The 22,348-nt window shown below is 70.9% G+C and carries 15 protein-coding genes; 6 read left to right on the top strand and 9 right to left on the bottom strand.

Translation table 11 applies throughout. The annotated features are described in order from the left end of the window. The first annotated feature begins 40 nt into the window (after window positions 1–40). Entirely contained in the window at window positions 41–1,090 is a 1,050-nt protein-coding gene (locus AS029_RS15355; RefSeq protein ID WP_058233471.1) for a lipoate-protein ligase LplAB, read from the top strand. Next, window positions 1,087–2,058, top strand: coding sequence for a DNA-methyltransferase (locus AS029_RS15350; protein WP_058233470.1), 972 nt, complete (start codon window positions 1,087–1,089; stop codon window positions 2,056–2,058). The genes AS029_RS15355 and AS029_RS15350 overlap by 4 nt, the downstream gene beginning before the upstream one ends. Before the next feature lie 327 nt (window positions 2,059–2,385). Here the strand turns inward: AS029_RS15350 and AS029_RS15345 are convergent, their stop codons facing one another. The 3 genes from AS029_RS15345 to galT all read right to left on the bottom strand — a co-directional run bounded on the left by AS029_RS15345 (window position 2,386) and on the right by galT (window position 6,384). Continuing rightward, a complete protein-coding gene (locus AS029_RS15345) occupies window positions 2,386–3,849 on the bottom strand; it encodes a carboxylesterase/lipase family protein (protein ID WP_058233469.1) in 1,464 nt (487 codons plus the stop codon). A 211-nt stretch (window positions 3,850–4,060) separates the two neighbouring features. Then, window positions 4,061–5,212, bottom strand: coding sequence for a galactokinase (gene galK / locus AS029_RS15340; protein WP_058233468.1), 1,152 nt, complete (start codon window positions 5,210–5,212; stop codon window positions 4,061–4,063). Then, window positions 5,209–6,384 carry a galactose-1-phosphate uridylyltransferase gene (gene galT, locus AS029_RS15335; protein ID WP_058233467.1) on the bottom strand — a complete coding sequence of 392 codons (1,176 nt, stop codon included), beginning with the start codon at window positions 6,382–6,384 and terminating at the stop codon, window positions 5,209–5,211. The genes galK and galT overlap by 4 nt, the downstream gene beginning before the upstream one ends. Before the next feature lie 60 nt (window positions 6,385–6,444). Here galT and AS029_RS15330 point away from each other — a divergent pair, with 60 nt between their 5' ends. Then, complete coding sequence (locus AS029_RS15330) at window positions 6,445–7,398, top strand: LacI family DNA-binding transcriptional regulator (protein WP_058233466.1); 954 nt, start codon at window positions 6,445–6,447, stop codon at window positions 7,396–7,398. A 528-nt stretch (window positions 7,399–7,926) separates the two neighbouring features. Here AS029_RS15330 and AS029_RS15325 read toward each other — a convergent pair. After that, complete coding sequence (locus AS029_RS15325) at window positions 7,927–8,508, bottom strand: TetR/AcrR family transcriptional regulator (RefSeq protein WP_058233465.1); 582 nt, start codon at window positions 8,506–8,508, stop codon at window positions 7,927–7,929. Between the two features lie 69 nt (window positions 8,509–8,577). Between AS029_RS15325 and AS029_RS15320 the strand changes: the two genes are divergently transcribed. Next, entirely contained in the window at window positions 8,578–9,870 is a 1,293-nt protein-coding gene (locus AS029_RS15320) for an MFS transporter (RefSeq protein WP_058233464.1), read from the top strand. 571 nt (window positions 9,871–10,441) lie between these two features. Here AS029_RS15320 and AS029_RS15315 read toward each other — a convergent pair. From AS029_RS15315 to AS029_RS15295, 5 genes are all read right to left on the bottom strand, one after another. After that, entirely contained in the window at window positions 10,442–12,163 is a 1,722-nt protein-coding gene (locus tag AS029_RS15315; protein ID WP_058233463.1) for a glycoside hydrolase family 35 protein, read from the bottom strand. Between the two features lie 15 nt (window positions 12,164–12,178). Beyond that, entirely contained in the window at window positions 12,179–13,699 is a 1,521-nt protein-coding gene (arfA, locus tag AS029_RS15310) for an arabinosylfuranosidase ArfA (RefSeq protein WP_058233462.1), read from the bottom strand. A gap of 73 nt (window positions 13,700–13,772) precedes the next feature. Next, window positions 13,773–15,125, bottom strand: a complete 1,353-nt coding sequence (locus tag AS029_RS15305) for an ABC transporter substrate-binding protein (RefSeq protein WP_139168148.1) — start codon at window positions 15,123–15,125, stop codon at window positions 13,773–13,775. A gap of 134 nt (window positions 15,126–15,259) precedes the next feature. Next, window positions 15,260–16,069: a carbohydrate ABC transporter permease gene (locus tag AS029_RS15300; protein ID WP_058233521.1), complete on the bottom strand. Its 810-nt coding sequence runs from the start codon at window positions 16,067–16,069 to the stop codon at window positions 15,260–15,262. A 122-nt stretch (window positions 16,070–16,191) separates the two neighbouring features. Continuing rightward, a complete protein-coding gene (locus AS029_RS15295) occupies window positions 16,192–17,115 on the bottom strand; it encodes a carbohydrate ABC transporter permease (RefSeq protein ID WP_058233461.1) in 924 nt (307 codons plus the stop codon). Window positions 17,116–17,223: 108 nt separating this feature from the next. Here AS029_RS15295 and AS029_RS15290 point away from each other — a divergent pair, with 108 nt between their 5' ends. Both AS029_RS15290 and AS029_RS17045 read left to right on the top strand, forming a co-directional pair. Next, window positions 17,224–18,267 carry a LacI family DNA-binding transcriptional regulator gene (locus AS029_RS15290; protein WP_058233460.1) on the top strand — a complete coding sequence of 348 codons (1,044 nt, stop codon included), beginning with the start codon at window positions 17,224–17,226 and terminating at the stop codon, window positions 18,265–18,267. A gap of 427 nt (window positions 18,268–18,694) precedes the next feature. Then, a complete protein-coding gene (locus AS029_RS17045; RefSeq protein WP_082642340.1) occupies window positions 18,695–22,285 on the top strand; it encodes a glycoside hydrolase in 3,591 nt (1,196 codons plus the stop codon). The last annotated feature ends 63 nt before the right edge of the window (window positions 22,286–22,348 follow it).

Below are 22,348 nucleotides of genomic sequence, written 5' to 3'. Positions count from 1 at the left end.
GGCGGCAGCCCCCGCGGGCCGCCCGCCGTAGGCTGGACGCATGCACGGCGAGTACAAAGTCCCGGGGGGCAAGCTGGTCGTCGTCGACCTCGAAGAGCGCGAGGGTCGCATCCACGGCTTCCACCTCGCCGGTGACTTCTTCCTCGAGCCCGACGACGCCCTCGACGACATCGACGCCGCCGTGAACGGCCTGCCGGTGGAGTCCGACGTCCCGACGATCGCCGCGGCCATCCGTGCGGCGCTCCCCGAGGGGGCGCAGCTGCTCGGATTCACGCCCGAGTCGGTCGCCACGGCCATCCGCCGCGCCCTCGTCACCGCTCCCGGATGGGCCGATTTCGAGTGGGAGGTCGTCCACGACCGTCCCGTCTCTCCCCGCATGAACCTCGCGCTCGACGAGGTGCTGACCACCCGCGTCGGGGCGGGGCTGCGCAAGCCCACGCTGCGCCTCTGGGAGTGGAACGAAAGCGCCGTCGTCATCGGCTCGTTCCAGTCGCTGCGCAACGAGGTCGACCCCGCGGGGGCGGCCGCGCACGGCTTCGACGTCGTGCGCCGCATCTCGGGCGGGGGAGCGATGCTCATGGCCGCGAACTCGATCGTGACGTACTCGCTGTACGTCCCGGCATCCCTCGTCGCGGGGATGACCTTCGCCGACTCCTACGCGTTCCTCGACGACTGGGTGCTGCAGGCGCTGAGATCGCTCGGCATCGACGCGGTGTATCAGCCGCTCAACGATATCGCCGGCCCGCACGGCAAGATCGGCGGGGCCGCGCAGAAGCGCCTCGCCAACGGCGGGGTGCTGCACCACGCGACCCTCAGCTACGACATGGACGGCCAGGTGCTCACCGAGGTGCTGCGTATCGGCCGCGAGAAGCTGAGCGACAAGGGCACGGTGTCGGCGGCCAAGCGGGTCGACCCGCTGCGCAGCCAGACCGGCCTTCCGCGTGATCAGGTGATCGACCGGTTCATCCAGACCTTCACGACCCTGTACGGCGCGACCCCCGGGCACATCACCGACGAGGAGTACGCCGAGGCCGAGGCGCTCGTCGAGACGAAGTTCGCCACCGACGCGTGGCTGCAGCGCGTTCCGTGAGCGTCGAGGTCCTGCCCGACGCTCCCCAGCCGGGCCGCGTCGAGATCCACCACGCCGACAATCTGGCGATCACTCCCGCGTACGCCGACGGCTCCTTCGCCCTCGTCTACCTCGACCCGCCGTTCAACACGGGGCGCACGCGCTCCAAGGCCGTCGAGTCGGCGACCTACACGCCGCAGATCGACGAGACCCCGGATGCCGCGACCCCGGATGCCGACGAGCCCGAGGCCGCGGCATCCGTCGACGACGACCCCAACATGCTGACGTTCCCCGACGAGGAGCCGCCCCCGCCTCCCGTGGTGCAGCGCGGCTTCCACGGACGCGAGTATGCACGTCTGCGCGGCGACCTGCGCACCTACGACGACCGGTTCGACGACTATTGGGGTTTCCTCGAGCCGCGACTGATCGAGGCATGGCGCCTGCTCGCCGACGACGGCACGCTGTACCTGCACCTCGACTACCGCGAGGTGCACTACGCCAAGGTGATGTGCGACGCGCTGTTCGGCCGCGACCGATTCCTGAACGAGCTGATCTGGGCCTACGACTACGGCGCGAAGACCAAGCGCCGCTGGCCCACGAAGCACGAGACGATCCTGGTCTACGTGAAGAACCCGCAGCGGTACTTCTTCGATTCGGATGCCGTCGACCGCGAGCCCTACATGGCCCCGGGCCTCGTGACCGCCGAGAAGGCCGCGCGCGGCAAGATGCCCACCGACGTCTGGTGGCACACGATCGTTCCGACCACGGGCCGCGAGAAGACCGGCTACCCGACGCAGAAGCCCGAGGGGGTGCTGCGCCGCATGGTGCAAGCGTCCAGCCGCCCCGGTGATCGCGTGCTCGACATGTTCGCCGGCAGCGGCACGCTCGGCGCGGTCGCCGCCCCCCTGGGCAGGGACAGCGTGCTGATCGACGACAACGCGGATGCCGTGGCCGTGATGCGCAAGCGCCTGGAGCCGTTCGCGGACTGACCCTCCGGTGCGGTGCGGCGGGCTTCGCCCGCCCCGGGTCGCCGCCCGCCCCGGTGAACGCGCGTTCAGCGATTTGGGGCGGATTTCGCCGTTCGGGGCGTGATTTTTCCGCCCCGAAGTGCGGAAGCCGCCCCAATCCGGCGCAGTCAAGTCCGACGGGCGGGCTGCCGCCCTCGGCCGGCCACGTGCGGCGGCGGCGGGGCTTCGCTGGGTTCGGGGCGGATTCCGCCGTTCGGGGCGTGATTTTTCCGCCCCGAACGGCGAAAACCGCCCCAAACCGGGCCAACCGCATCAGCCGGGCCCGAAGACACGGACGCGAGCACGCCCTCAGACCAGCGGTGCGACGTCGGCGTAGGCGTCGGACTCGACGACGGGGGCGGATGCCACGGCGTCGAACACCCGCGCGCGCCGTGTCGTGGCCTCCCACTGCGGCCAGCCCGGATCACCGTCCCGCGCGAACGCGACCACGCAGCCGTGCATCCGCGTGGCGAGGTCGACGGGAGGGGTGGGGCCGGCGATCGCGGTGACCCCGTCGGCGCCGAGGTGGTCGAACCAGAACGGCACGTCGAGGCAATGGCAGGCGACGCCGATCGAGGGCACGGGGGAGGCCCACGCGAAGCGGTACACCCACGTCGGTGCCGTCCCGCGCGCCCGGGCGGCCTCGAGCACGGTCGATCGGATCACCCGGTCGGTGGCGTAGCCGCCGAGCACGGCCGCGGCTCCTCGACGCCGGGTGCGGTCGAGGTAGGCGCGCCGCCGCGAACGCGGAAGGCCGAGCACGGCCAGCGCCAACGGCACCGGCACGAAGCGGAGCACGCCGGCGAAGCGCGCTGTGAGCCCCGTGAACTCGTCGTCGGTCGAGCCGATCACGAGCGGGATGTCAGCCGACGCTCCGTCCGCCAGGGCTTCGAGCGGATGCCGCGGCAGCACGTCGCCGTCGATGACCGGCCCGAGCGGCAGCCCGTCGTCGAGCAGGGTCGCCAGCGACGAGAGCGTCCGAACGGGGCGCGGGGTGAGGGCGCTCTTCTGCGCCGCGAGCACACGGTCCTCGGCGAGGGATGCGAAGCCCTCCCGGTCGGCCTCGACCCCTGCGCGGGCGGCGACGCGGCGGGCGAGGTTCTCGGCGGCCTCGTGCGTGACCGCGCCGACCGCGGGCGAGACGGCCATCGCAGCGGAGAAGAGCCCGGATGCCGCGGGGCTCGCCATCAACGCGAGCACCGACCCGCCGCCCGCCGACTGCCCCGCGACGGTCACACGCGCGGGGTCGCCGCCGAACGCGCGGATCTCGTCGCGCACCCATTCGAGCGCGGCGATCTGGTCGCGGAGGCCGCGGTTGGCGGGTGCGCCGTCGATGAGCCCGAACCCGTCGAAGCCGATGCGGTAGGAGATGACGACCACGATGACCCCGTCGCGGGCGAACGCGTCGCCGTCGTACCAGCGGCTCGCGGGGGAGCCCGAGGTGTAACCGCCGCCGTGGATCCACACGAGCACCGGCAACGCGGAATCCCGGATCGCGTCGGCCGGTGCGAAGACGTTGACGTTCAGCGTGGCCTCGCCCGGCACGCTGGGCTCGGGGATGAGCGTGATGCCGGCATCGCCCCGCTGGGCGGTCGCGCCGTACGCGGAGGCGTCGCGCTCGCCCTTCCACGGCTCGACCGGCGCCGGCGCGGCGAATCGCAGGGACCCCACGGGTGCCTGAGCGAACGGGATGCCGAGGAACACGGCGGTGTCTCCGCGCCGGAAGCCGCGCACGCGGCCCTTCGAGGTCACGGCGAGGGGAGCGGCATCCATTCCCTCATCCTGCCGCCCCGGTCGCGCGGGCCGCCAGATTCGGTCGCGCCCGCGAGCCCGCTCGCCGATGACCGCCCGCTCGGGGGCTCACCCGACTCATCGAGACACAACGCAGGAGTTGGGCTCCGCGGGCGGCGACGGATGCCGGCGCCTGGATCGCTCGGCGCCGGATCTCCTGCGTCGTGTCGCCCTGGCCCTCAGGGCCGCAACGTCACGCGTCGCGGCGCGCGCCCTCCGACGGCACCACCGTGAACACGTTCGGCGCGCGGAATCCGGATGCCGCGAAGGCGGCGAGAACCGCCTCGGTCGCCGCCGGGACGAGCCCGGTGGGGATCAGCGCGATCGCCGCCCCGCCGAAGCCGCCGCCGGTCATGCGTGCGCCCAGCGCGCCCGACGCGAGCGTCGTCTCGACGGCCAGGTCGAGCTCGGGCACCGAGATCTCGAAGTCATCGCGCATCGAGGCGTGCGAGGCGACGAGCAGCCCGCCGATCGCGGCCGGGCCGTCGGCGTCGAGGGCCGCCACGGTGTCGAGCACGCGCTGGTTCTCGGTGATGACGTGGCGCACGCGGCGGAAGGTGACATCGTCGAGGATCTGCTCGGCGCGCGGCAGGTCGTCGACCGAGAGGTCGCGCAGCGAGGCGACGCCGAAGGCCGCGGCCCCGCGCTCGCAGGCCTCACGGCGCTCGCGGTATCCGCCGGTGGAGTGCGCGTGCTCGACGAGGGTGTCGGTGACGAGGATCGACAGGCCCGCGTCGGCGAAGCCGAGGGGCACCGCGCGGGTCTCGAGGGTGCGGCAGTCCAGGAAGGTCGCCGCGTCCGCGACGCCGAGCATCGAGGCCATCTGATCCATGATCCCGGTGGGCGCGCCGACCGCGTCGTTCTCGGCGATGCGGCCGACCCGGGCGAGCGCGACCTTGTCGAGGCCGGCGTTCCACACGTCGTTGAGCGCGGATGCCACGGCTCCCTCGATCGCGGCCGACGACGACAGTCCGGCGCCGACCGGCACGTCCGACGCCAGCGCGATGTCGACGCCGCGCGGGGTGGCATTTGGAGCCTCCCGCAGAAGCGCCCATGCCACACCCAGCGGGTAGCCGGCCCAGTCGAGGCCGCCCGCGGTGATGCGTGCGTCGAGCTCGCCGAGGGAGACCTCCACGGCGTCGGGGGAGAACGTCGAGCGCACGCGGATCACGTCGTCGTGACGCAGGGCGACGGCGGCGGCCGTGCGCTGTGCGATCGCGAAGGGGAAGACGAATCCTTCGTTGTAGTCGGTGTGCTCGCCGATGAGGTTGGCGCGGCCGGGAGCCGACCACACCCCCACGGCGGGCCCGGCGAGCAGGGTGCGGGCGTTGTCGACGGCGGTCATGCCGTCACCTCCGGAACGGTGTCGAGGGCGGCGCGCAGACGTTCGGCCTGCGACTCGGGGGTCACGTCGCCGATCCAGGCGCCCATGGCGGCCTCGGATCCGGCGAGGTACTTCAGCTTGTCGGCGGCGCGACGCGGCGAAGTGATCTGCAGGTTGAGGCGCACGGCGTCGCGCCCGCGGTCGACGGGGGCCTGGTGCCACGCCGCGATGTAGGGCGTGGGGGTGCCGTACAGCGCGTCGATGCCGCGCAGCAGCCGCAGGTAGAAGGGTGCGAGCTCGTCGCGCTCGGCATCCGTGGTCTCGGCGAGGTCGGCGATGTGACGGTGCGGCAGCACGTGCACCTCGATAGGCCAGCGGGCCGCGAACGGCACGAACGCCGTCCAGTGCTCGCCCCGCAGCACGACGCGCTCGCCGCCCTGCTCGAACTCCAGGATCCGTGCGAAGAGGTCGTCCGAGCTGCGCGAGATCGTGTCGAGCAGACGGTGCGTTCGCGGGGTGACGTAGGGGTAGGCGTAGATCTGGCCGTGCGGGTGGGGGAGGGTGACCCCGATCTCCTGCCCGCGGTTCTCGAAGGGGAAGACCTGCCGGATGCCGGGCAGAGCCGACAGCGCCGCGGTGCGGTCGGCCCACGCCTCGATGACGGTGCGGGCGCGGGTGCGCGAGAGCGAGCCGAACGACCCCTCGTGCGCGGGGCTGAAGCACACGACCTCGCAGCGGCCGACGGAGGTGCGCGTGCGGCCCAGGCCCAGGTGCTCGAGGTCGTCGTCGCTCTGGGGCGGGTCGACGGCGGCGGGGGCGTCGCCGGTCGCGATGTCGAGGGCGGGGCCGAACGACGGCGACTTGTTCTCGAAGACCGCGACGTCGTACAGCGACGGGATCTCGGAGGGGTTCGTGGGCGTCTGCGGTGACAGCGGGTCGAGGTGCGCGGGAGGCAGGAACGCGCGGTTCTGGCGATTGGATGCCACGGTGATCCAGTCGCCCGTCAGCACGTCCTGTCGCATGGTCGCGGTGGCGGGCCGCGGGTCGAGGGTTCGCGCGTCCACCGCGCGATCGGCTCCGAGCGTCGTCTGCGGGTCGTCGAAGTAGATGAGCTCGCGGCCGTCGGCGAGGCGGGTCGGGCGCTTGACCACGCCGGCGCCCAGCGGCACCGCGGAGAGGCTGTCCGTGTTCACGATAACACGCTACAACTCGGGCGTGATATCGTCAACATGGGAGTGAGAATGCGCGTATCGATGGCACACGTTGCCGAGAGGGCCGGGGTCTCGGCGCAGACGGTGTCGCGCGTGGTCAACGGCAGTCCGCGGGTCGACCCCGCCACCCGCCAGCGCGTCGAGAAGGCGATGGCCGACCTCGGCTATCGCATGCACCGCGCCGCGCGTGCCCTGCGCACCGGCCAGACCTCCACCATCGGCCTGGTCGTGTCGACCCTCGCCTCCGTCGGCAATTCGCGCATGCTGCAGGCCATCTCCGAAGCCGCGGCCGCGCGCGACTACGCTCTCGCGGTCGTCACGGTGGGGGAGCGCGGCATCCGCGAGGCCTTCGCGCGCCTGCGCTCGCAAGGCGTCGACGGCGCGGTCGTGCTCAACGAGGCCACCGAGCTCGCGCGCGACGTCGAGCCCCCCGCCGACCTCCACGTCGTGGTGGTCGATTCTCCGCCCGATGCGCGCTTCTCGATCGTGCAGACCGATCACGCCGGCGGCGCGCGGGTGGCCACGGCGCACCTGCTCGCGCAGGGCCACGAGACGGTCCACCACGTCGCCGGCCCCGCGCGATCGTATGCGGCCCGCGAGCGCGAACGCGGGTGGCGAGAAGCGCTCGCCGACGCCGGCGTCGCACCGCACGAGCCGGTCCGCGGCGACTGGACCTCGTCATCCGGCCATCGCGCGGCCGCAGACCTCGATGCCGCCACCGCCGTGTTCGTCGCGAACGATCAGATGGCGCTCGGCGCCCTCCGCGCCTTTGCCGAGGCGGGGCGCCGCATTCCCGCAGACGTCGCCGTGGTCGGTTTCGACGACATCGTGGATGCCGCCGAGTTCCGCCCCCCGCTCACCACCGTCCGGCAGGACTTCGACGCCCTGGGTGCTCGCGCCGTCGCGGCACTGGTCGATGCGATCGAGGGGGGCGAGACGGTCGCCGAGACGGTTCCGACGTCGCTGGTCGTGCGCGCGAGCAGCGTCGCGGACTGACCGCACGGCGATTCCGGAACGCTCGCGAAGGCCCGCTCCCGGCGTCGCTCATCGGTTTGGGGCGGATTCCGCCGTTCGGGGCGTGATTTTCCCGCCCCGAACGGCCGATCCCGCCCCAAATCCGCGCGCACGCCGCTGCGCCGGTACGCACGCCGGATCCCGCCCCGAATCGCGCTTACGCGTTGCGCCGGTGCGCACGCTGCTGCGCCGATCCGCCCCGAACGGCCGGTCCCGCCCCGAATCCCTCGCACGCCGCCTGCTGCGGCCGAACACCTGATCGCCGCCGGATCGATGGTGACCGCAGCGCGCCGATGACGACAACCCGCCCGTCTCGCGGGATTCTGCTTCCCGACGCTTCCCGACGCTTCCCGACGCCTCCGACCCGCAACGAGACCATGACGACGACGTCCCCCGCCCCGCGCGCCGCCCACCTGCAACGCGGGGGTACGAGCCTGATCGCCCGCCCGTCCAGTCGCGCCGGCACGTCGCGCTGGCAGGTCCAGCCGGCGACGAGACCGTCTCTCACGATCAGCCGCTCTTCCAGCCCTGCTCGAGGATGCGGAAGCCGGCCTCGATGGTCGCCGCGGCGTCGTCGTGCTCGAACGCCAGGATCTGCAGCTGCAGCACCATGCGCGCGTAGACGCGGGTCCCGGCATCCGGTGTGCTCTGCCCGGTCGTCTCGGCGATCGCCTGGGCCAGGGCGTCCTCGTGGCGGAGCCACATGCGCGAGGCGTAGTCGTGCAGGGCGGGGGTGTCGGTGATCAGCTTCATGAACTGCCGGCGATGCGCGCCCGTCGGGTCGAACGCCAGGCCGACGAGCTCGCGGCGGTAGAGCTCTCGCAGGGCTTCCGACACCGAGGTGCCCGGGGCGCGGTCGCGCACGGCGCCGACGAGCAGGTCGCGCTGCGCGTCGTCCTCGTCGAAGACCAGCGCCTCTTTCTGCGGGAAGTGCGCGAACACGGTCGTGGGCGACACGTCTGCGGCCTCGGCGACCTCGCGGATGCTCACCTCGTCGAAACCTCGCTCGATGAAAAGCAGGGTCGCGGCATCGGAGATCGCCTTGCGGGTGGCGGCCTTCTTGCGTTCCCGCCGACCGATCGTCTCGCCCATGTCCGCCACGATACCGGATTGACTCAGTAACTATGTTGACTATGAAAGTGGTACGAGTACAGTTACGGCGTGACTTCACCTTTGCCCTCCTCTCAGTCGGGCCGCCGCGCCTGGGTCATGCTCGTCGTCATCACGACCCTGACGACCGCCGGCATGACCGTCGTGCTCCCCGTCCTTCCCTTCGTCGTGCTCCGCTACGTGTCGAACCCGTCCGACCTGGCTGTCTGGGTCGGCATCCTCGAGACGGTCAACGCCCTCTGCGCGTTCCTCGTCGCGCCGTTCCTGGGGCGCATCTCCGACCGCTTCGGGCGACGGCCGGTCATCATCGTCGCCGGATTCGGCGCCGCCCTCGGGTTCTTGCTCTTCGGCGTCGGCGGAGCGATCTGGGTGCTGTTGCTCGGCCGGATCGTGCAGGGTGTCACCGCCGGAGACCTCCCCGCCCTCTTCGCCTACCTCGCCGACATCACCCCGGCCGACGAGCGCGCGCGTCGCTTCGGCGTTCTGGGGGCGACCGCGGGCATCGGCACCATGGTCGGACCAGCTCTCGGCGGATCACTCGCCGCGATCGATGTCGACCTGCCCGTGTTCGTCACCGCCGGTCTCGCCCTGACGGTCGCGGTGTTGAGCATCTTCCTGCTGCCCGAGAGCCTCGCGCCCGAGAAGCGCATCGCCCGGCTCGACCTGCGGGTTGTGCACCCGCTCGCGGTTTTCCGCGGTGTATTCCGCCGCCCCGAACTGCGCGGGCTCATGATCGGTCTGATCCTCGTCGGCCTGCCGTTCGGCTTCTTCGTCAACAACTTCAGCGTGCTCGCGCTCGACGCGATCTCGTGGAATCCCACCGCGATCGGCCTGCTCACCGCGTGCGTCGGCATCATCGACATCGCCATCCAGGGCGTGCTGCTCGGCTTCCTGCTCCCGCGTATCGGCGAGCGGGGCGTCGTGCTCAGCGGCATCGTCACCCAGGCCGTCGGGCTGATCGCCCTCGCCGGGGTCGCTTCCGTGCTTGCGCAGCCGTGGCTGTTCATCGTCGGCGCGTTGACGCTCGCCGCGGGACAGGGCGCGGCCCAGGCCACGATGGACGGCCTCCTCTCCAACGCCGTGGGCGATGACGAGCAGGGCTGGATCGCCGGCGCCGCGCAGTCGCTCAACGCCGCCGTCGGCACCGTCGCGCCGCTGGTTGCGGGCTTGCTGTACGCCCACGTCGCGCACGCGGCGCCCTATCTGCTCGGGGCCGCGCTCATGGTCGCCGCGGCCGTCGTCATCGGGCGGGCGCGCTTCGCCAGCCCCTCGCTGCGGACGACGATTCCGGATGCCGCGGAGCCGGCGCACGCGACGGAGCGACGATCCCGAATACCCGCGTGAGTCGCCAGAAACTGTCGCCTCGGCAGGCCTCGAAGCGACAATTCCCGGCGACTCGCGCCGGTGGATGCCGTTCGCGGAGGCTACGGCATCCGGGTCCCCACGGCGCGGACGCTCTGCGGCGCGCGAACTGTCCGGGGACGTGGGGGAGCGCCTCGCCGCCCGCGCGGATGCAGAGCCAGCGCAGCTCAGCCTCGGCGTGCGGTATCGCTCGCCAGGTGCGCCACACCTTCTGTTCGACCCGCGCGACGCTGCCCGGCCCGACGTCAGGGACGTCACGAGAACAGGGGATGCCATGAGAACAGGCCGTCCCACGCGGGAACGGCCTGTTCTCGTGACATTGGCCTGTTCTCGGCGCACGGCGCAGGGCGCACGGCCGCGCCCGCGCGACGCTGCCCGGCCCGACGTCAGGGACGTCACGAGAACAGGGGATGCCATGAGAACAGGCCGTCCCACGCGGGAACGGCCTGTTCTCGTGACATTGGCCTGTTCTCGACGCACGCCGCACGCCGCACGCCGCACGCCGCACCGCGCTCGACGCACGCCGCACGACACCGACACGCGCCCGCGCCGGTTACTCCTCGAGCTGCCCCAGCGACGGGGCGGCGACGAAGCGCGCGACCGGCTCGACCGCGTGCTCGAGCTCGAGCACCACGATCTCGTTCGCGCCCGCGCGCGTGGCGGGTCCGGGCACGTAGAGCGTGTTCTGCGGCACGTTGTTCCAGTAGCGGCCGAGGAAGAAGCCGTTGACGAAGGCGAAGCCCTTGCCCCAGCTCGTGGTGTCGAGGAACAGGTCGACGGCGGAGTCGAGCGTGAAGGTGCCCCGCAGCAGGGCGCGGCCGACCGCGGTCGATCCCGTGCCCGAGGCCGTGGCCAAGTCCACGGGGGTCGCCGTCCAGCCGGTGAGCGGTTCGCCGTTCAGGGTCACCGCGCCGATGAGACCCTTCGCCTCGCCGAGCCGATCGGCGTAGTTGACGCGGCCCTGGTCTTCGACGAGCACCGTCAGGCGCGAGCCCGCGGGGATCGTGATCGCGCGCTCGTGCAGCGTGCGCGACAGCCGCCCTACGGGCGTGCCGTCGATGTGGATCCAGGCCAGGTCGCGCACCTCGCCGAACACCAGGGCGGCGGGGCCGGCGTACGCGGGCAGGTCGACGTCGTAGCGCACGAGGGCGCCGAGGTGGCCGAGGTCTTCGAACGTGGCCGGGTTCTCGGTGCCGTCCGATACCGTGGCATCCGGCATCCAATCGCCCTCGCCGGTCAGGGCGACGTCGAAGGCGGGGGCCGCGGGTCGCGGAGTGGGCTCGAGGTCGCGCACGGGGGCGTACTTCGCGATCACCTCGCGGAAGGCGTGGTATTTCGCCGTCGGGTGACCGCACTCGTCGATGGGTGCGTCGTAGTCGTAGGAGGTGACGATCGGGTCGAACCGGCCCTTGTCGTTCGCGCCGTTCGTGGTGCCGAAGTTCGTGCCACCGTGCACCATGTAGATGTTCACCGAGGCGCCGGCCGCGAGCAGCACGTCGAGGTCGTGGGCGGATGCCGCGGGGTCGGTGGTGTGGTGGATGCTGCCCCACCAGTCGAACCAGCCGTCCCAGAACTCGCTGCACATGAGCGGCCCGGTGCTCTGGTGCTCGCGCAGCGTCGTCAGGCGCTCCTCGGACCGCGACCCGAACGAGCCCGTGAGGTGCAGCTCGGGCAGGCTCCCCGCCTCGAGCATCCACGGCATCGGCTGGTCGACGGTGGTCAGCGGCACGGTGATGCCGGCCTCCTTCGTCACGCGCACGAGCTCCTTCAGGTACTCCTTGTCGGAGCCGTACGCGCCGTACTCGTTCTCGATCTGCACGAGCACGACGTTGCCGCCGCGGTCGATCTGGCGGGGAGCGACGATCTCGTACACCCGGCGCAGGTACTCCGACACCGCCGCCATGAACTGCGGTTCGGAGCGACGGATGCCGATTCCCGGCGTCGAGGTGAGCCAGACCGGCAGGCCGCCGTTGTGCCACTCCGCGCAGATGTAGGGCCCGGGGCGCACGATCGCGTGCAGTCCCTCCTCGGCGATCAGGTCGAGGAAGCGGCCCAGGTCGTTCCAGCCGGTGGCATCCCATTCGCCGCGCACGGGCTCGTGCGCGTTCCACGCGACGTACGTCTCGATGGTGTTGAGCCCCATGTCCTTGGCCGTGCGGATGCGATCGGCCCAGTGCTCGGGGTGGATGCGGAAGTAGTGCAGCGTCCCGGAGATGACCTGGTGCGGTCGTCCGTCGAGGAGGAAGTCGGTGTCGCCGATGGTGAAGGTCGTCACGATGTCTTTCGGGGGTCAGGCGGTGAGACGCGCGGTCAGGCGCACCCAGGCGAGGGCGGGGAGGGTGAAGCGGAGGATGCCGTCGGCGCCGGTCTCGACGGCCAGCGGCGCCGGCGCGACGGGCTCGGCGTCGGCGGAGTTGGTGGTGTGGCGGTCGCCGCCCTCGGGGATCGTCACGACGACGGCCTCGACGTTCTTGACCGCGCCCAGATCGAGCTCGACCTCGGTGGCGGCGTCGAGGTCGCGGTGCGCGAGGAAGACCGACACGGCGTCGCCGTCGACGGTGGCGACCGTGTCGACGGCGTCCACCGCGCCGTGACGCGGCGTGTCGATCGTGGCGCCCTCGACCCGGGGGACGACCACGCGACCGGATGCCGCCTTCGCGGTGAGGGCGAAGGGGTGGAACGTGCTCTGGCGCCAGGCCGCCCCGCCGCCGGGCTCGGTGCGGATCGGCGCGATCACGTTCACCAGCTGGGCGAGGTTGGCCATCGACACACGGTCGGAGCGGCGGATGAGGGTGATCAGGAGCGAGCCGACGACGACGGCGTCGGTGACGGTGTAGTCGTCCTCGATCAGGTGGGGAGCGACCGGCCAGTCGCCGGTGAAGACGCGCGGCTTGTCGACCTCGTTCCAGCGCGTCTGGTTCCAGACGTTCCACTCGTCGACGCTGATGCCGATCGTGCCGCCGTCCGGGGTCGTCGCGCCGGTCTCGTCGATGATGTCGACGACGTCGGCGATGTAGCGGTCGAGGGCGGCGCCGCTGGCGAGGAAGCTCGCCGGGTCCGACGGGTCCTCCTCGTAGTACGCGTGCACCGAGATGTGGTCGATGAGTCCGGCGGTGTGCCGCAGCACCGTGCGCTCCCAGTCGCCGAACGTGGGCATCTCGTGGTTCGAGCTGCCGGCTGCGACGAGCTCGACGTGCGGGTCGATGAAGCGCATCATGCGCGCGGTCTCGGCGGCGAGGCGACCGTACTCGTCGGCGGTCTTGTGGCCGATCTGCCACGGGCCGTCCATCTCGTTGCCGAGGCACCACAGCCGGATGCCGAAGGGCTCGTCGCGGCCGTTGGCGCGGCGACGATCGCTGAGCGCCGTGCCGGAGGGGTGGTTGGCGTACTCGAGCAGGTCGGCGGCCTCGGCGACGCCGCGCGTGCCGAGGTTGACCGCCTCCATGACCTCGAAGCCCGCGGCATCCGCCCAGTCGGCGAACTCGTGCAGCCCCACCTGGTTGGTCTCGGTGCTGTGCCAGGCGGCATCCAGGCGCACCGGGCGTTCTTCGCGCGGACCGACCCCGTCCTCCCAGCGGTAGCCGGAGACGAAGTTGCCGCCGGGGTAGCGCACGACCGTCGCGCCCAGCTCGCGCACGAGCTCGAGCACATCGGCGCGGAAACCGGCGGCGTCGGCACTCGGGTGCCCGGGGGAATGGATGCCGTCGTACACGCAGCGGCCCATGTGCTCGACGAACGAGCCGAACAGGCGGCGCGGCACCTCGGCACCGACCGCGGTGCGGTCGACGGTGATGCGGGTGGGGGTGGTCATGACTCTCCTCGGGAGGGAAAGGGAAGGGGCGGACCGCTCGCGTTCGCTGCGGCCCGCCCCCCGATGATGCCGATTACTTGTTGACCGAGAAGCCCTGGTCGTTGCCGTACGTGACCAGCTGCTCCTGCCAGGCCTTCAGGCCCTCGTTCAGGTCGCCCTTGGTGGAGTACGCCTGGCCCACGGTGTCGCCGTAGATGCTGTTCGCGTAGACCTGGAAGGGCAGGTAGCTGAAGCCCTTGACGACGTCGCCCGACGCCTCGGTGAGCACCTGGTTGATCTGCTGGCCGCCGAAGTACTCCGACTCCTTGTCGACGAAGGCGGGGTCGCTCAGCTGAGCCGTGGTGGAGGGGAAGCCACCCGACTCGGCGAAGATCTCCAGGCTCTCCTCGTCGTTGTTCAGCCACTTGAGGAAGCCGGCCGCGAGGGCGGGGTTCTTGCTCTGCTTGGTCACGGCCTGGCCGCCGCCGCCGTTCTCGGCGGTAGCGGGCGTGCCGTCGTACGTGGGGATGGGGGCAACGGCCCACTTGCCCGCACCGTCTTCGACCGAGCTCTCGAGCACACCGGGCATCCAGGCGCCGATGACCAGCGAGGCGATCGAGCCGTCACCGAGGCCCTTGAACCATTCGTCGCTCCAGCTGGGCGTCGACGAGAGCAGGTCGCCCTCGATGAGGCGGTTCCAGTTCTCGGCGAACTTCTTCGAGCCCGCGTCCTGCAGGTCGATGGTGACGTTGGTGCCGTCGGCCTTGAACGGGGTGCCGCCGGCCTGCCAGATCATGCTGGTGGTGAAGCCGGAGTCGCCGGTGTCGGCGGTGATGTACTTGGTCGGGTCGGCGGCGTGCAGCTTCTGCGCGGCCGCGTAGTACTCGTCCCACGTGGTCGGCACGGCGATGCCGTACTGGTCGAAGACGCTCTTGTTGTAGAACAGGGCCATGGGGCCCGAGTCCTGCGGCAGGCCGTAGATCTTGCCGTCGAAGTCGACCGCGCCCCACGGGCCGCTGGCGTACGCGCTCTCGAGGTCGCCGAAGCCGTAGGGAGCCAGGTCGAGCAGCGAGTCCGACAGGGCGAACTGCGGGAAGGCGTAGTACTCGATCTGCACGACGTCGGGGGCGCCCGAGCCGGCCTTGATCGCGTTCTGGAGCTTGGTGTACTCCTCGGTGTTGGTGCCGGCGTTGACCAGGTTGACCTTGACGTTGGGGTACTTCGCCTGGAACGCGGCGACCTGGGCCTCGGCCGAGGGGGTCCACGACCAGTACGTGATCTCGCCGCCGGCCTCGAGGGCCTTCTCGATGTCGTCGGCGGAGCCGCCGCCGGTGGTGCCGCCGGTGTTGCCGCCGGAGCACGCCGTCAGCGCGCCGACCGACAGGGCGGCGGCGGCGACGGCGAAGACGGTCCGCCGGACGGCGGTGCCCTTGCGCATGAGTGTCATCGGGTTCCTCTACTTCGTTGTGTGAGTTCCGGGGCGGAACGCTCCGGTGCGGGTGGGTTGTGAAGACCGGGGCAGGACGCTCCGGGTGTTTCGGGTGGTGGGGCTGATGCCCCGATCGGGGGAAGTCGTGGTTGTCATCCCTTGACGCTGCCCGCGCTCAGGCCGGACTGCCAGAAGCGCTGCAGCACGAGGAACGCGGCGACGATCGGGATGATCGACAGCAGCGAACCGGTGATGACGAGGTTGTAGATGGGCTGTGCGCCGACGCCGACGGCCTGGGCGTTCCACTGGTTGAGGCCGACCGTGAGCGGGTACCACTCCGGGTTGCTCAGCATGATGAGCGGCAGGAAGTAGTTGTTCCAGGTCGCCACGACCGCGAACAGCAGCACGGTGACGATGCCGGGCGTGAGCAGGCGGATCGAGATGGTGAAGAACGTGCGGAACTCGCCCGCACCGTCCATGCGAGCAGCCTCCAGAAGCTCGGTCGGAACGGCGTCGGTGGCGTACACCCAGACCAGGTACAGACCGAACGGGCTGATGAGCGAGGGGATGATGATCGCCCACGGGGTGTTCGTCAGACCCAGCTGGCTGAACAGCAGGAAGGTCGGCACGGCGAGGGCGGTGCCCGGCACGGCGATCGCACCGAGGATCACGGCGAAGACCGCCTTGCGTCCGCGGAAGTTGTACTTCGCCAGGCCGTACCCCGCGAGGGTGGCGAGGAAGGTCGCACCGCCGGCGCCGACCACCACGTAGAGCAGGGTGTTGCCGAGCCAGCGCAGGAAGATGCCGTCGCGATAGGTGAAGGTCTGCACGATGTTGTCGCCGAGGGCGAAGCTGTCGCCGAACCAGAGTCCGAACGACGAGAACAGGTCGGGCTGGGTCTTGGTGGCGTTGATGAGCAGCCACGCCAGCGGCAGCAGCGTGTACACGAGGTACAGGCTCATCACGATGGTCAGCACCACCGAGCGGCGAGTCTGCGTGGGCGAGGTGCGGGCGTACGAACGGCGCGAGCGCGAACGGTCGGTGGTCACCGCGACGGTGTCGGTGCGGGGTGCGGTCGCGGTGGTCATCGCGCCTCCTGACGTGAGCCGCGCAGCTGCACGACGTAAGCGATGATCGCGGTGATCAGACCCATGATGATGGCGATCGTCGCGGCGTAGTTGTACTGCTGGCCCGCGAACGACAGGTTGTAGGCGTACATGTTCGGCGTGTAGAACGTCGAGATCGTGTTCGGGGCCAGGGGCTTGAGGATGTTCGGCTCGTTGAAGAGCTGGAAGCTGCCGATGATCGAGAAGATCGTGGCGATCACGACGGCGCCGCGCACGGCCGGGATCTTGATCGAGAAGATCGTGCGCCACGCGCCCGCTCCGTCGATGGATGCCGCTTCGTACAGCTCGCTCGGGATGGTCTTGAGCGACGAGTAGAAGATCAGCATGTTGTAGCCGACGAACTGCCAGGTGACGATGTTGCCGATCGACAGCAGCATCCACTGCGGGATGAACGGCTGGAGCACGTCCGAACCGAGCAGCTGGTTGACGTTGCCGGCGAGGCCGAACTGGTCGCCGTAGATGTAGCCCCACATCAGCACCGCCACGACCGCCGGCACGGCGTAGGGGAGGAAGATGACGATGCGGTAGAAGCTCGAGGCGTGCAGTCGTGCGCTGTCGATGGCGAGGGCGGCGCCGAGGGCCAGGATCAGCATGATCGGCACCTGCACGACGAGGAAGACCGAGACGCGGATGAGGCCGTCCCAGAACTTCTCGTCGCCGAAGGCGGCGATGTAGTTGTCGAGGCCGACGAACGCGTTGCCGCCGATCAGCTGCTCGCGGAAGAGGCTGAGGTAGATCGAGTACACCAGCGGCGCGAGGAACACCAGGGCGAACACGATCGCGAAGGGGGCGACGAACAGCCAGCCGCGATCGTCGATGCGTGCACGCCGTTTGCGCCGGGGGGTGCGCAGGGCGGGCGGGGGTGCCGCGGTGGTCGTCATCGTCCAGTGCCTCTTCGTTGGTGCGCATTCGGTCCGGGTGGCCGAGATGTTGACGTAAACATAACCCGGCCCCGCTAGGGTGTCAACGTCAACACCGAGGGGGCATCCATGAGCGAGACGACGACGGCGTCGCCCGCGATCCCGACGCGCAAGCGCCGACGCGAAGTGTCCATGGCAGACGTCGCTGCGGCGGCCGGAGTGTCGGGTCAGACCGTATCGCGCGTCGCCAACGGACGCAGCAACGTCGACCCCGACACACGCGCCCGCGTGCTCGACGCCATGACGCACCTCGGCTACCGGCCCAACAGCGCCGCCCGGGCCCTGCGTTCGGGGCGGTTCCGCAGCATCGGCGTGATCATGTTCTCGCTCGGGTCGTACGGCAACACCCGCACCCTCGACGCGCTGGCGTCGATGGCCGCGGCATCCGGCTACTCCATCACCCTCATCACGGTGCAGTCGGCCTCGCAGTCCGACGTCTCGGGCGCCTTCATGCGCCTGCGCGAACACGCGGTCGACGGCATCGTCATCCTCATCGAGACCCATCGCCTGGGCGAGAACGAGCTCGCGATCCCGTCGGGCCTGCCCGTGGTGGTGGTCGACTCCAGTGCCGACTACCCCTACGCCGTCGTCGACAACGACCAGGCGCAGGGGGCGCGGCTCGCGACCGAGCACCTGCTCGACCTCGGCCACGAGACGGTGTGGCACGTGTCGGGACCGCCGGAGTCGTTCGCCGCCGAGCGCCGGCACAACGCGTGGCGGGCCGCCCTCGAAGACCGCGGATGCCGCGTGCCCGAGGTGCAGATCGGCGACTGGACGGCCGACTCCGGCCACCGCATCGGCGCGGCGCTCGCGGTGCGCCCCGAGGTGACCGCGGTCTTCGCCGCCAACGATCAGATGGCGCTCGGCGTCATCCGCGCCCTCCACGAGGCCGGGCGTCGCGTGCCCGGGGAGGTGAGCGTCGTCGGCTTCGACGACATGCCCGAAGCGGCGAACTTCTGGCCCCCGCTCACCACGGTGCGCCAGCGGTTCGAGCGCGTCGGCGCCGAGGCGATGAAGGCCCTCATCGCCGATATCGAGGGCACCGGAGACGACCACGAGCGCACGCTCGTGCCCACCTCGCTCGTGGTGCGGGCCAGCTCCGGCCCGCGCTGAGACGCATGTCGCGGACGGGCGGTGCCGGCTCGCACGCGACCGCCTGGTCCGGTGACTCGGTCACAGGGCGCATGCGGGCCCGGGAACACATGCGCCCCTGCGTCCGGCGCCCGTATGTCAGGGAGCACGTGCGCCCTCGTGTCGGCGAGCGCGGGCGGGGAGCCCGGCGCCCTCGCGTTCGGCGCCTGCAGGCCGCCCCTGCTTCCGCGCGGCGGCCCCGGCGCCGCGGCCTTCGTCGTCCGCTCGATCGGCCGGCTGCGCTGATGCTGGGGATCTCGTCTGCGCGACGATCGCCGGAGCGGAGCCCCGCGGCACCCACGGCTCCTTGTGTGCGGTAACAGCGTCGTCTAAGCTCCTGCTGAGCGTCCATGTTGACGTAAACACCCCCACATGAGGCCGCACCGCAGCGGCCGGATCGGAAATGACGATGAAGTCAGTTCGACTGCTGTCGATGACGTGCGCCGTGGCGTTGGCCGCCGGCGCCATCACCGCAACCGCCTCCGTGACGGCGTCCGATGAGAGTCAGGCCGCCACGACGCCGGTCCGCGTCACGCCCAACCCCGCGACGGCGTCGGCGCCGTTCGAAGGCTGGGGGACGAGCCTGGTCTGGTTCGCCAACGCGACCGGCAACTACCCCGCCGACGTGCGGCAGAAGCTGTTCGACGCCGTCTTCGGCGAGGACGGGCTGAACCTCAACATCGCCCGGTACAACATCGGCGGCGGCAACGCGACCGACGTCCCGTCGTACCTCCGCCCGGGCGGTGCCGTCCCCGGCTTCTGGAACCCGAACCTCCCCGCCACCGACGCGCAGGGTGCGATCACCTCGACCTACGCCGACCGCGAGCGCTACAAGGCCGCGTGGAACCCCGACGACCCGACGCACTACGACTTCGACGCCGACTCCGCCCAGCGCTGGTGGATCGACGCGCTCAAGGGCAAGATCACGCACTGGGAGGCGTTCAGCAACTCCCCGCCCTACTTCCTCACCCAGAGCGGCTACGTCTCGGGCGGCATCAACAACGCCACCAGCGAGCAGCTCGCCACCGCCGACATGGACAAGTTCGCGGGATACCTCACCACCGTCGTCGACGAGCTCGAGAAAGAGCACGGCATCCAGTTCGACACCATCGACCCCTTCAACGAGCCGAACACGAACTACTGGTCCACCCGCATCCCGGCCGGGGCGACCTGGCCGACCAGCGAGAGCCGGCAGGAGGGCGCGCACATCGGGCCCCAGCGTCAGGACGAGATGATCAAGGCGCTCGCCGCGCGCCTGGCCGACCCCGACACCACGACCGACGCCGTGATCTCGGCCATGGACGAGACGAACCCCGGGATCTTCCAGACCAACTGGAACGCCTGGTCACCCGAGGCCAAGGCCGCCGTCGACCAGCTGAACGTGCACACCTACGGCGTTCAGGGCCGCCCGATCGTCCGCGACATCGCCAAGGCGGCCGACAAGCCGCTGTGGATGAGCGAGGTCGAGGGCAACTGGACCCCCGGCAAGGGCTTCAACCCGGTCGACATCGGCAACGGACTGGGGATGGCCGAGCACATCCAGGCCGATCTGCGCGAGCTCGAGCCCGACGCGTGGGTGTTCTGGCAGCCGGTGGAAGACCTCTACAACATGGAGAAGGTCGAGCAGCTCAACTGGGGCAGCGTCTTCATCGACTTCGACTGCAACGCCGAGGGCAAGTCCGAGCGCCGCATCAAAGACGGCGACGCCGACCCGTCGTGCAAGGTGCTGACGAACGAGAAGTTCAACACCGTGCGCAACTTCACGCACTACATCGAGCCCGGCGACCACCTCATCGCGACCAACAACACGCAGTCGACGGCGGCGACGGACGCCGACGGCACCGGCGCGACCATCGTGCACGTCAACAGCGAGACCGCCGACCGCACCGTCGAGATCGACCTCAGCCGCTTCGGCTCCGTGGCCGCGGGCGCGACCGTCACTCCCGTGGTGACGACGCAGTCGACGCTCGAGAACCCCACCGTCAACGCGCTGAAGCAGGGCGCGGCCGTCGCGGTGAACCCGGCCACCAAGACCGCGACCCTCACGGTGCCCGCGCGCTCCGTGACGACGTTCGTCATCGACGGCGTCTCGGGCGCCGCCGACACCGCCACGGCCTTCCGCAACGGGCAGTCGATCCAGCTGACGGGCGTGCAGAGCGGCCTGGTTCTCGACGGCGGCTCGTCGCTGGCGATCCGTCCGTCCGCGACGACCGCGAGCGCGGCCAAGACGCAGACCTGGACGGTGCGTTCGCTGAGCGGCGAGGGCACGAACCGTCACCGCTTCACCCTCGAGAACGCCGCGGGGCAGTACCTCGCCGTCACGGGCGGCGGAACGACCCTCGTCGACTCGGATCCCGAAGCGGCAGCGGCGGATCGCAACCTCCAGTGGATGGCATCCACCACCGACGGTGAGACCTTCTCGGTGCTGAGCGTCGGCGACCAGCGTGTTCTCGACGTCAACGGAGCGAGCACGCAGGCCGACGCCCGCGTGGGCCTGTGGACCTCGAACGGCGGCGGCAACCAGCAGTGGCGCCTGTCGGGCACTGCGGTGCTCGGGGTCGACCCGGTCTCTGTCAGCACGCCGGTCGGCACGGCACCCACCCTGCCCGCCACGGTGACGGCGCGCTACGCCGGCAACACGGCCCGCGCGGTCCCCGTGACCTGGCAGCTCGAGGGCAAGGACTTCTCGAAGGCCGGCACGGTCACCGTGCGCGGCACCGGGACCGACATCTTCGGCGCGACGGTGGAGGCATCCGCCACGGTCGAGATCGGCGCGTACACCGCGGCACGTCCCGCATCGATGACGGTCGCCGCGGGCAGTGCGCTCTCGAGCGTCAAGGCCAACGCCCCCAAGACCGTGCAGTCCGAGGTCCGTGCCGACGGCGCCGGCTTCTCGACGCCGGTCACGTGGGCCTGGGGCGACCTGACCGACGCGGCCTTCGCCCAGACGGGCACCGTGTCCGTGAGCGGCACCGCCACCGGCCCCAGCGGCGAGAAGCTGCCCGCACGGCTGACGGTCATAGTGACGGCCGCCACCGAGCGCAACGTCGCCCCGCAGAGCCGTCCGTCGGCGACCTACACCGAGAGCGGATACCCGATCGAGCGCACCATCAACGGTCAGAGCGCCGACAAGGGCTGGTCGAACTGGCGTTCGGGCACGAAGAACACGCAGGACACCCTGACCTACGGTCTCGCGACCGCCGAGACGGTCCAGCGCGTGGCGGTGCAGTTCTACCGCGACGGTGGATCGCTGAGCTGGGCCGACACCCTGCGCGTGGATTACCGCACCGCCGGTGGAACGTGGATGCAGGGCGCCCTGCAGACCGTCCCGGCGCCGGCGACGGGTGCGCCCAAGGTCGAGGTGTCGCTGGGAGGCGTCGCCGCCGACGAGGTGCGCGTCGTGATGAACGCGCGCTCGGCCACCCACATGGTCGTCTCGGAGGTCGAGATCTTCGCATCGGCGCCGTCGGCGGCCGGTGTCGCCGATCTCGCCCGCCTCACCGTGGGTGCCACGGCGGTCGACGGATTCGACCCCGCCAAGACCGATTACGCCGTGACCGTCACGGGCGACGCCTGGCCCACGCTCGCCGCCCAGGCCGTCGACCAGAACGCGACCGTCCGCATCACTCAGCCGGCCGACGCGAACGGCGTGGGCACCGTCCGGGTGACCGCCCCCAACGGTGCGGAGCGCGCCTACACGGTGACCGTGACGCGCGTCCCGGCCGTCACGGTGTCGACGACCGTCTCCTCGCGCTGCGTGGCCGGCAAGGTCATCGTCGCGGCGACGGTGCAGAACGACGGAGCGACCCGCGCCGACGTGCGCATCGACACCCCCTACGGGGTGAAGAGCCTCGGCGCCGTCGAGCCGGGCAAGCGCGTGTCGGCGACGTTCACCACGCGTCAGGCGTCGATCGCGGCGGGCACCGCCACGATCACGGCGACCGTGAACGGCACGTCCGCGACGTCGCAGGCCGTCATCCCGGCGGCCACCTGCAAGTAGGACGGTGACGGAAGGGGCGGCGATCCGATCGCCGCCCCTTTCCGCATCCGTCAAGGGGTCCTC

This window comes from Microbacterium enclense (genome assembly GCF_001456955.1).
Taxonomy (GTDB): domain Bacteria; phylum Actinomycetota; class Actinomycetes; order Actinomycetales; family Microbacteriaceae; genus Microbacterium; species Microbacterium enclense.
The sequence above is the reverse complement of the archived record's forward strand: the minus strand, read 5'-3'. Positions and strand labels throughout refer to the sequence as shown.

Bases quoted from the DNA above. Each gene is read 5' to 3' on its own strand.
- AS029_RS15355 (WP_058233471.1), top strand. From the start codon at position 41: ATGCACGGCGAGTACAAAGTCCCGGGGGGCAAGCTGGTCGTCGTCGAC.
- AS029_RS15345 (WP_058233469.1), bottom strand. From the start codon at position 3,849: ATGGATGCCGCTCCCCTCGCCGTGACCTCGAAGGGCCGCGTGCGCGGC.
- galK (WP_058233468.1), bottom strand. From the start codon at position 5,212: ATGACCGCCGTCGACAACGCCCGCACCCTGCTCGCCGGGCCCGCCGTG.
- AS029_RS15330 (WP_058233466.1), top strand. From the start codon at position 6,445: ATGGCACACGTTGCCGAGAGGGCCGGGGTCTCGGCGCAGACGGTGTCG.
- AS029_RS15325 (WP_058233465.1), bottom strand. From the start codon at position 8,508: ATGGGCGAGACGATCGGTCGGCGGGAACGCAAGAAGGCCGCCACCCGC.
- arfA (WP_058233462.1), bottom strand. From the start codon at position 13,699: ATGACCACCCCCACCCGCATCACCGTCGACCGCACCGCGGTCGGTGCC.
- AS029_RS15305 (WP_139168148.1), bottom strand. From the start codon at position 15,125: ATGACACTCATGCGCAAGGGCACCGCCGTCCGGCGGACCGTCTTCGCC.
- AS029_RS15300 (WP_058233521.1), bottom strand. From the start codon at position 16,069: ATGAGCCTGTACCTCGTGTACACGCTGCTGCCGCTGGCGTGGCTGCTC.
- AS029_RS15295 (WP_058233461.1), bottom strand. From the start codon at position 17,115: ATGACGACCACCGCGGCACCCCCGCCCGCCCTGCGCACCCCCCGGCGC.
- AS029_RS15290 (WP_058233460.1), top strand. From the start codon at position 17,224: ATGAGCGAGACGACGACGGCGTCGCCCGCGATCCCGACGCGCAAGCGC.
- AS029_RS17045 (WP_082642340.1), top strand. From the start codon at position 18,695: ATGAAGTCAGTTCGACTGCTGTCGATGACGTGCGCCGTGGCGTTGGCC.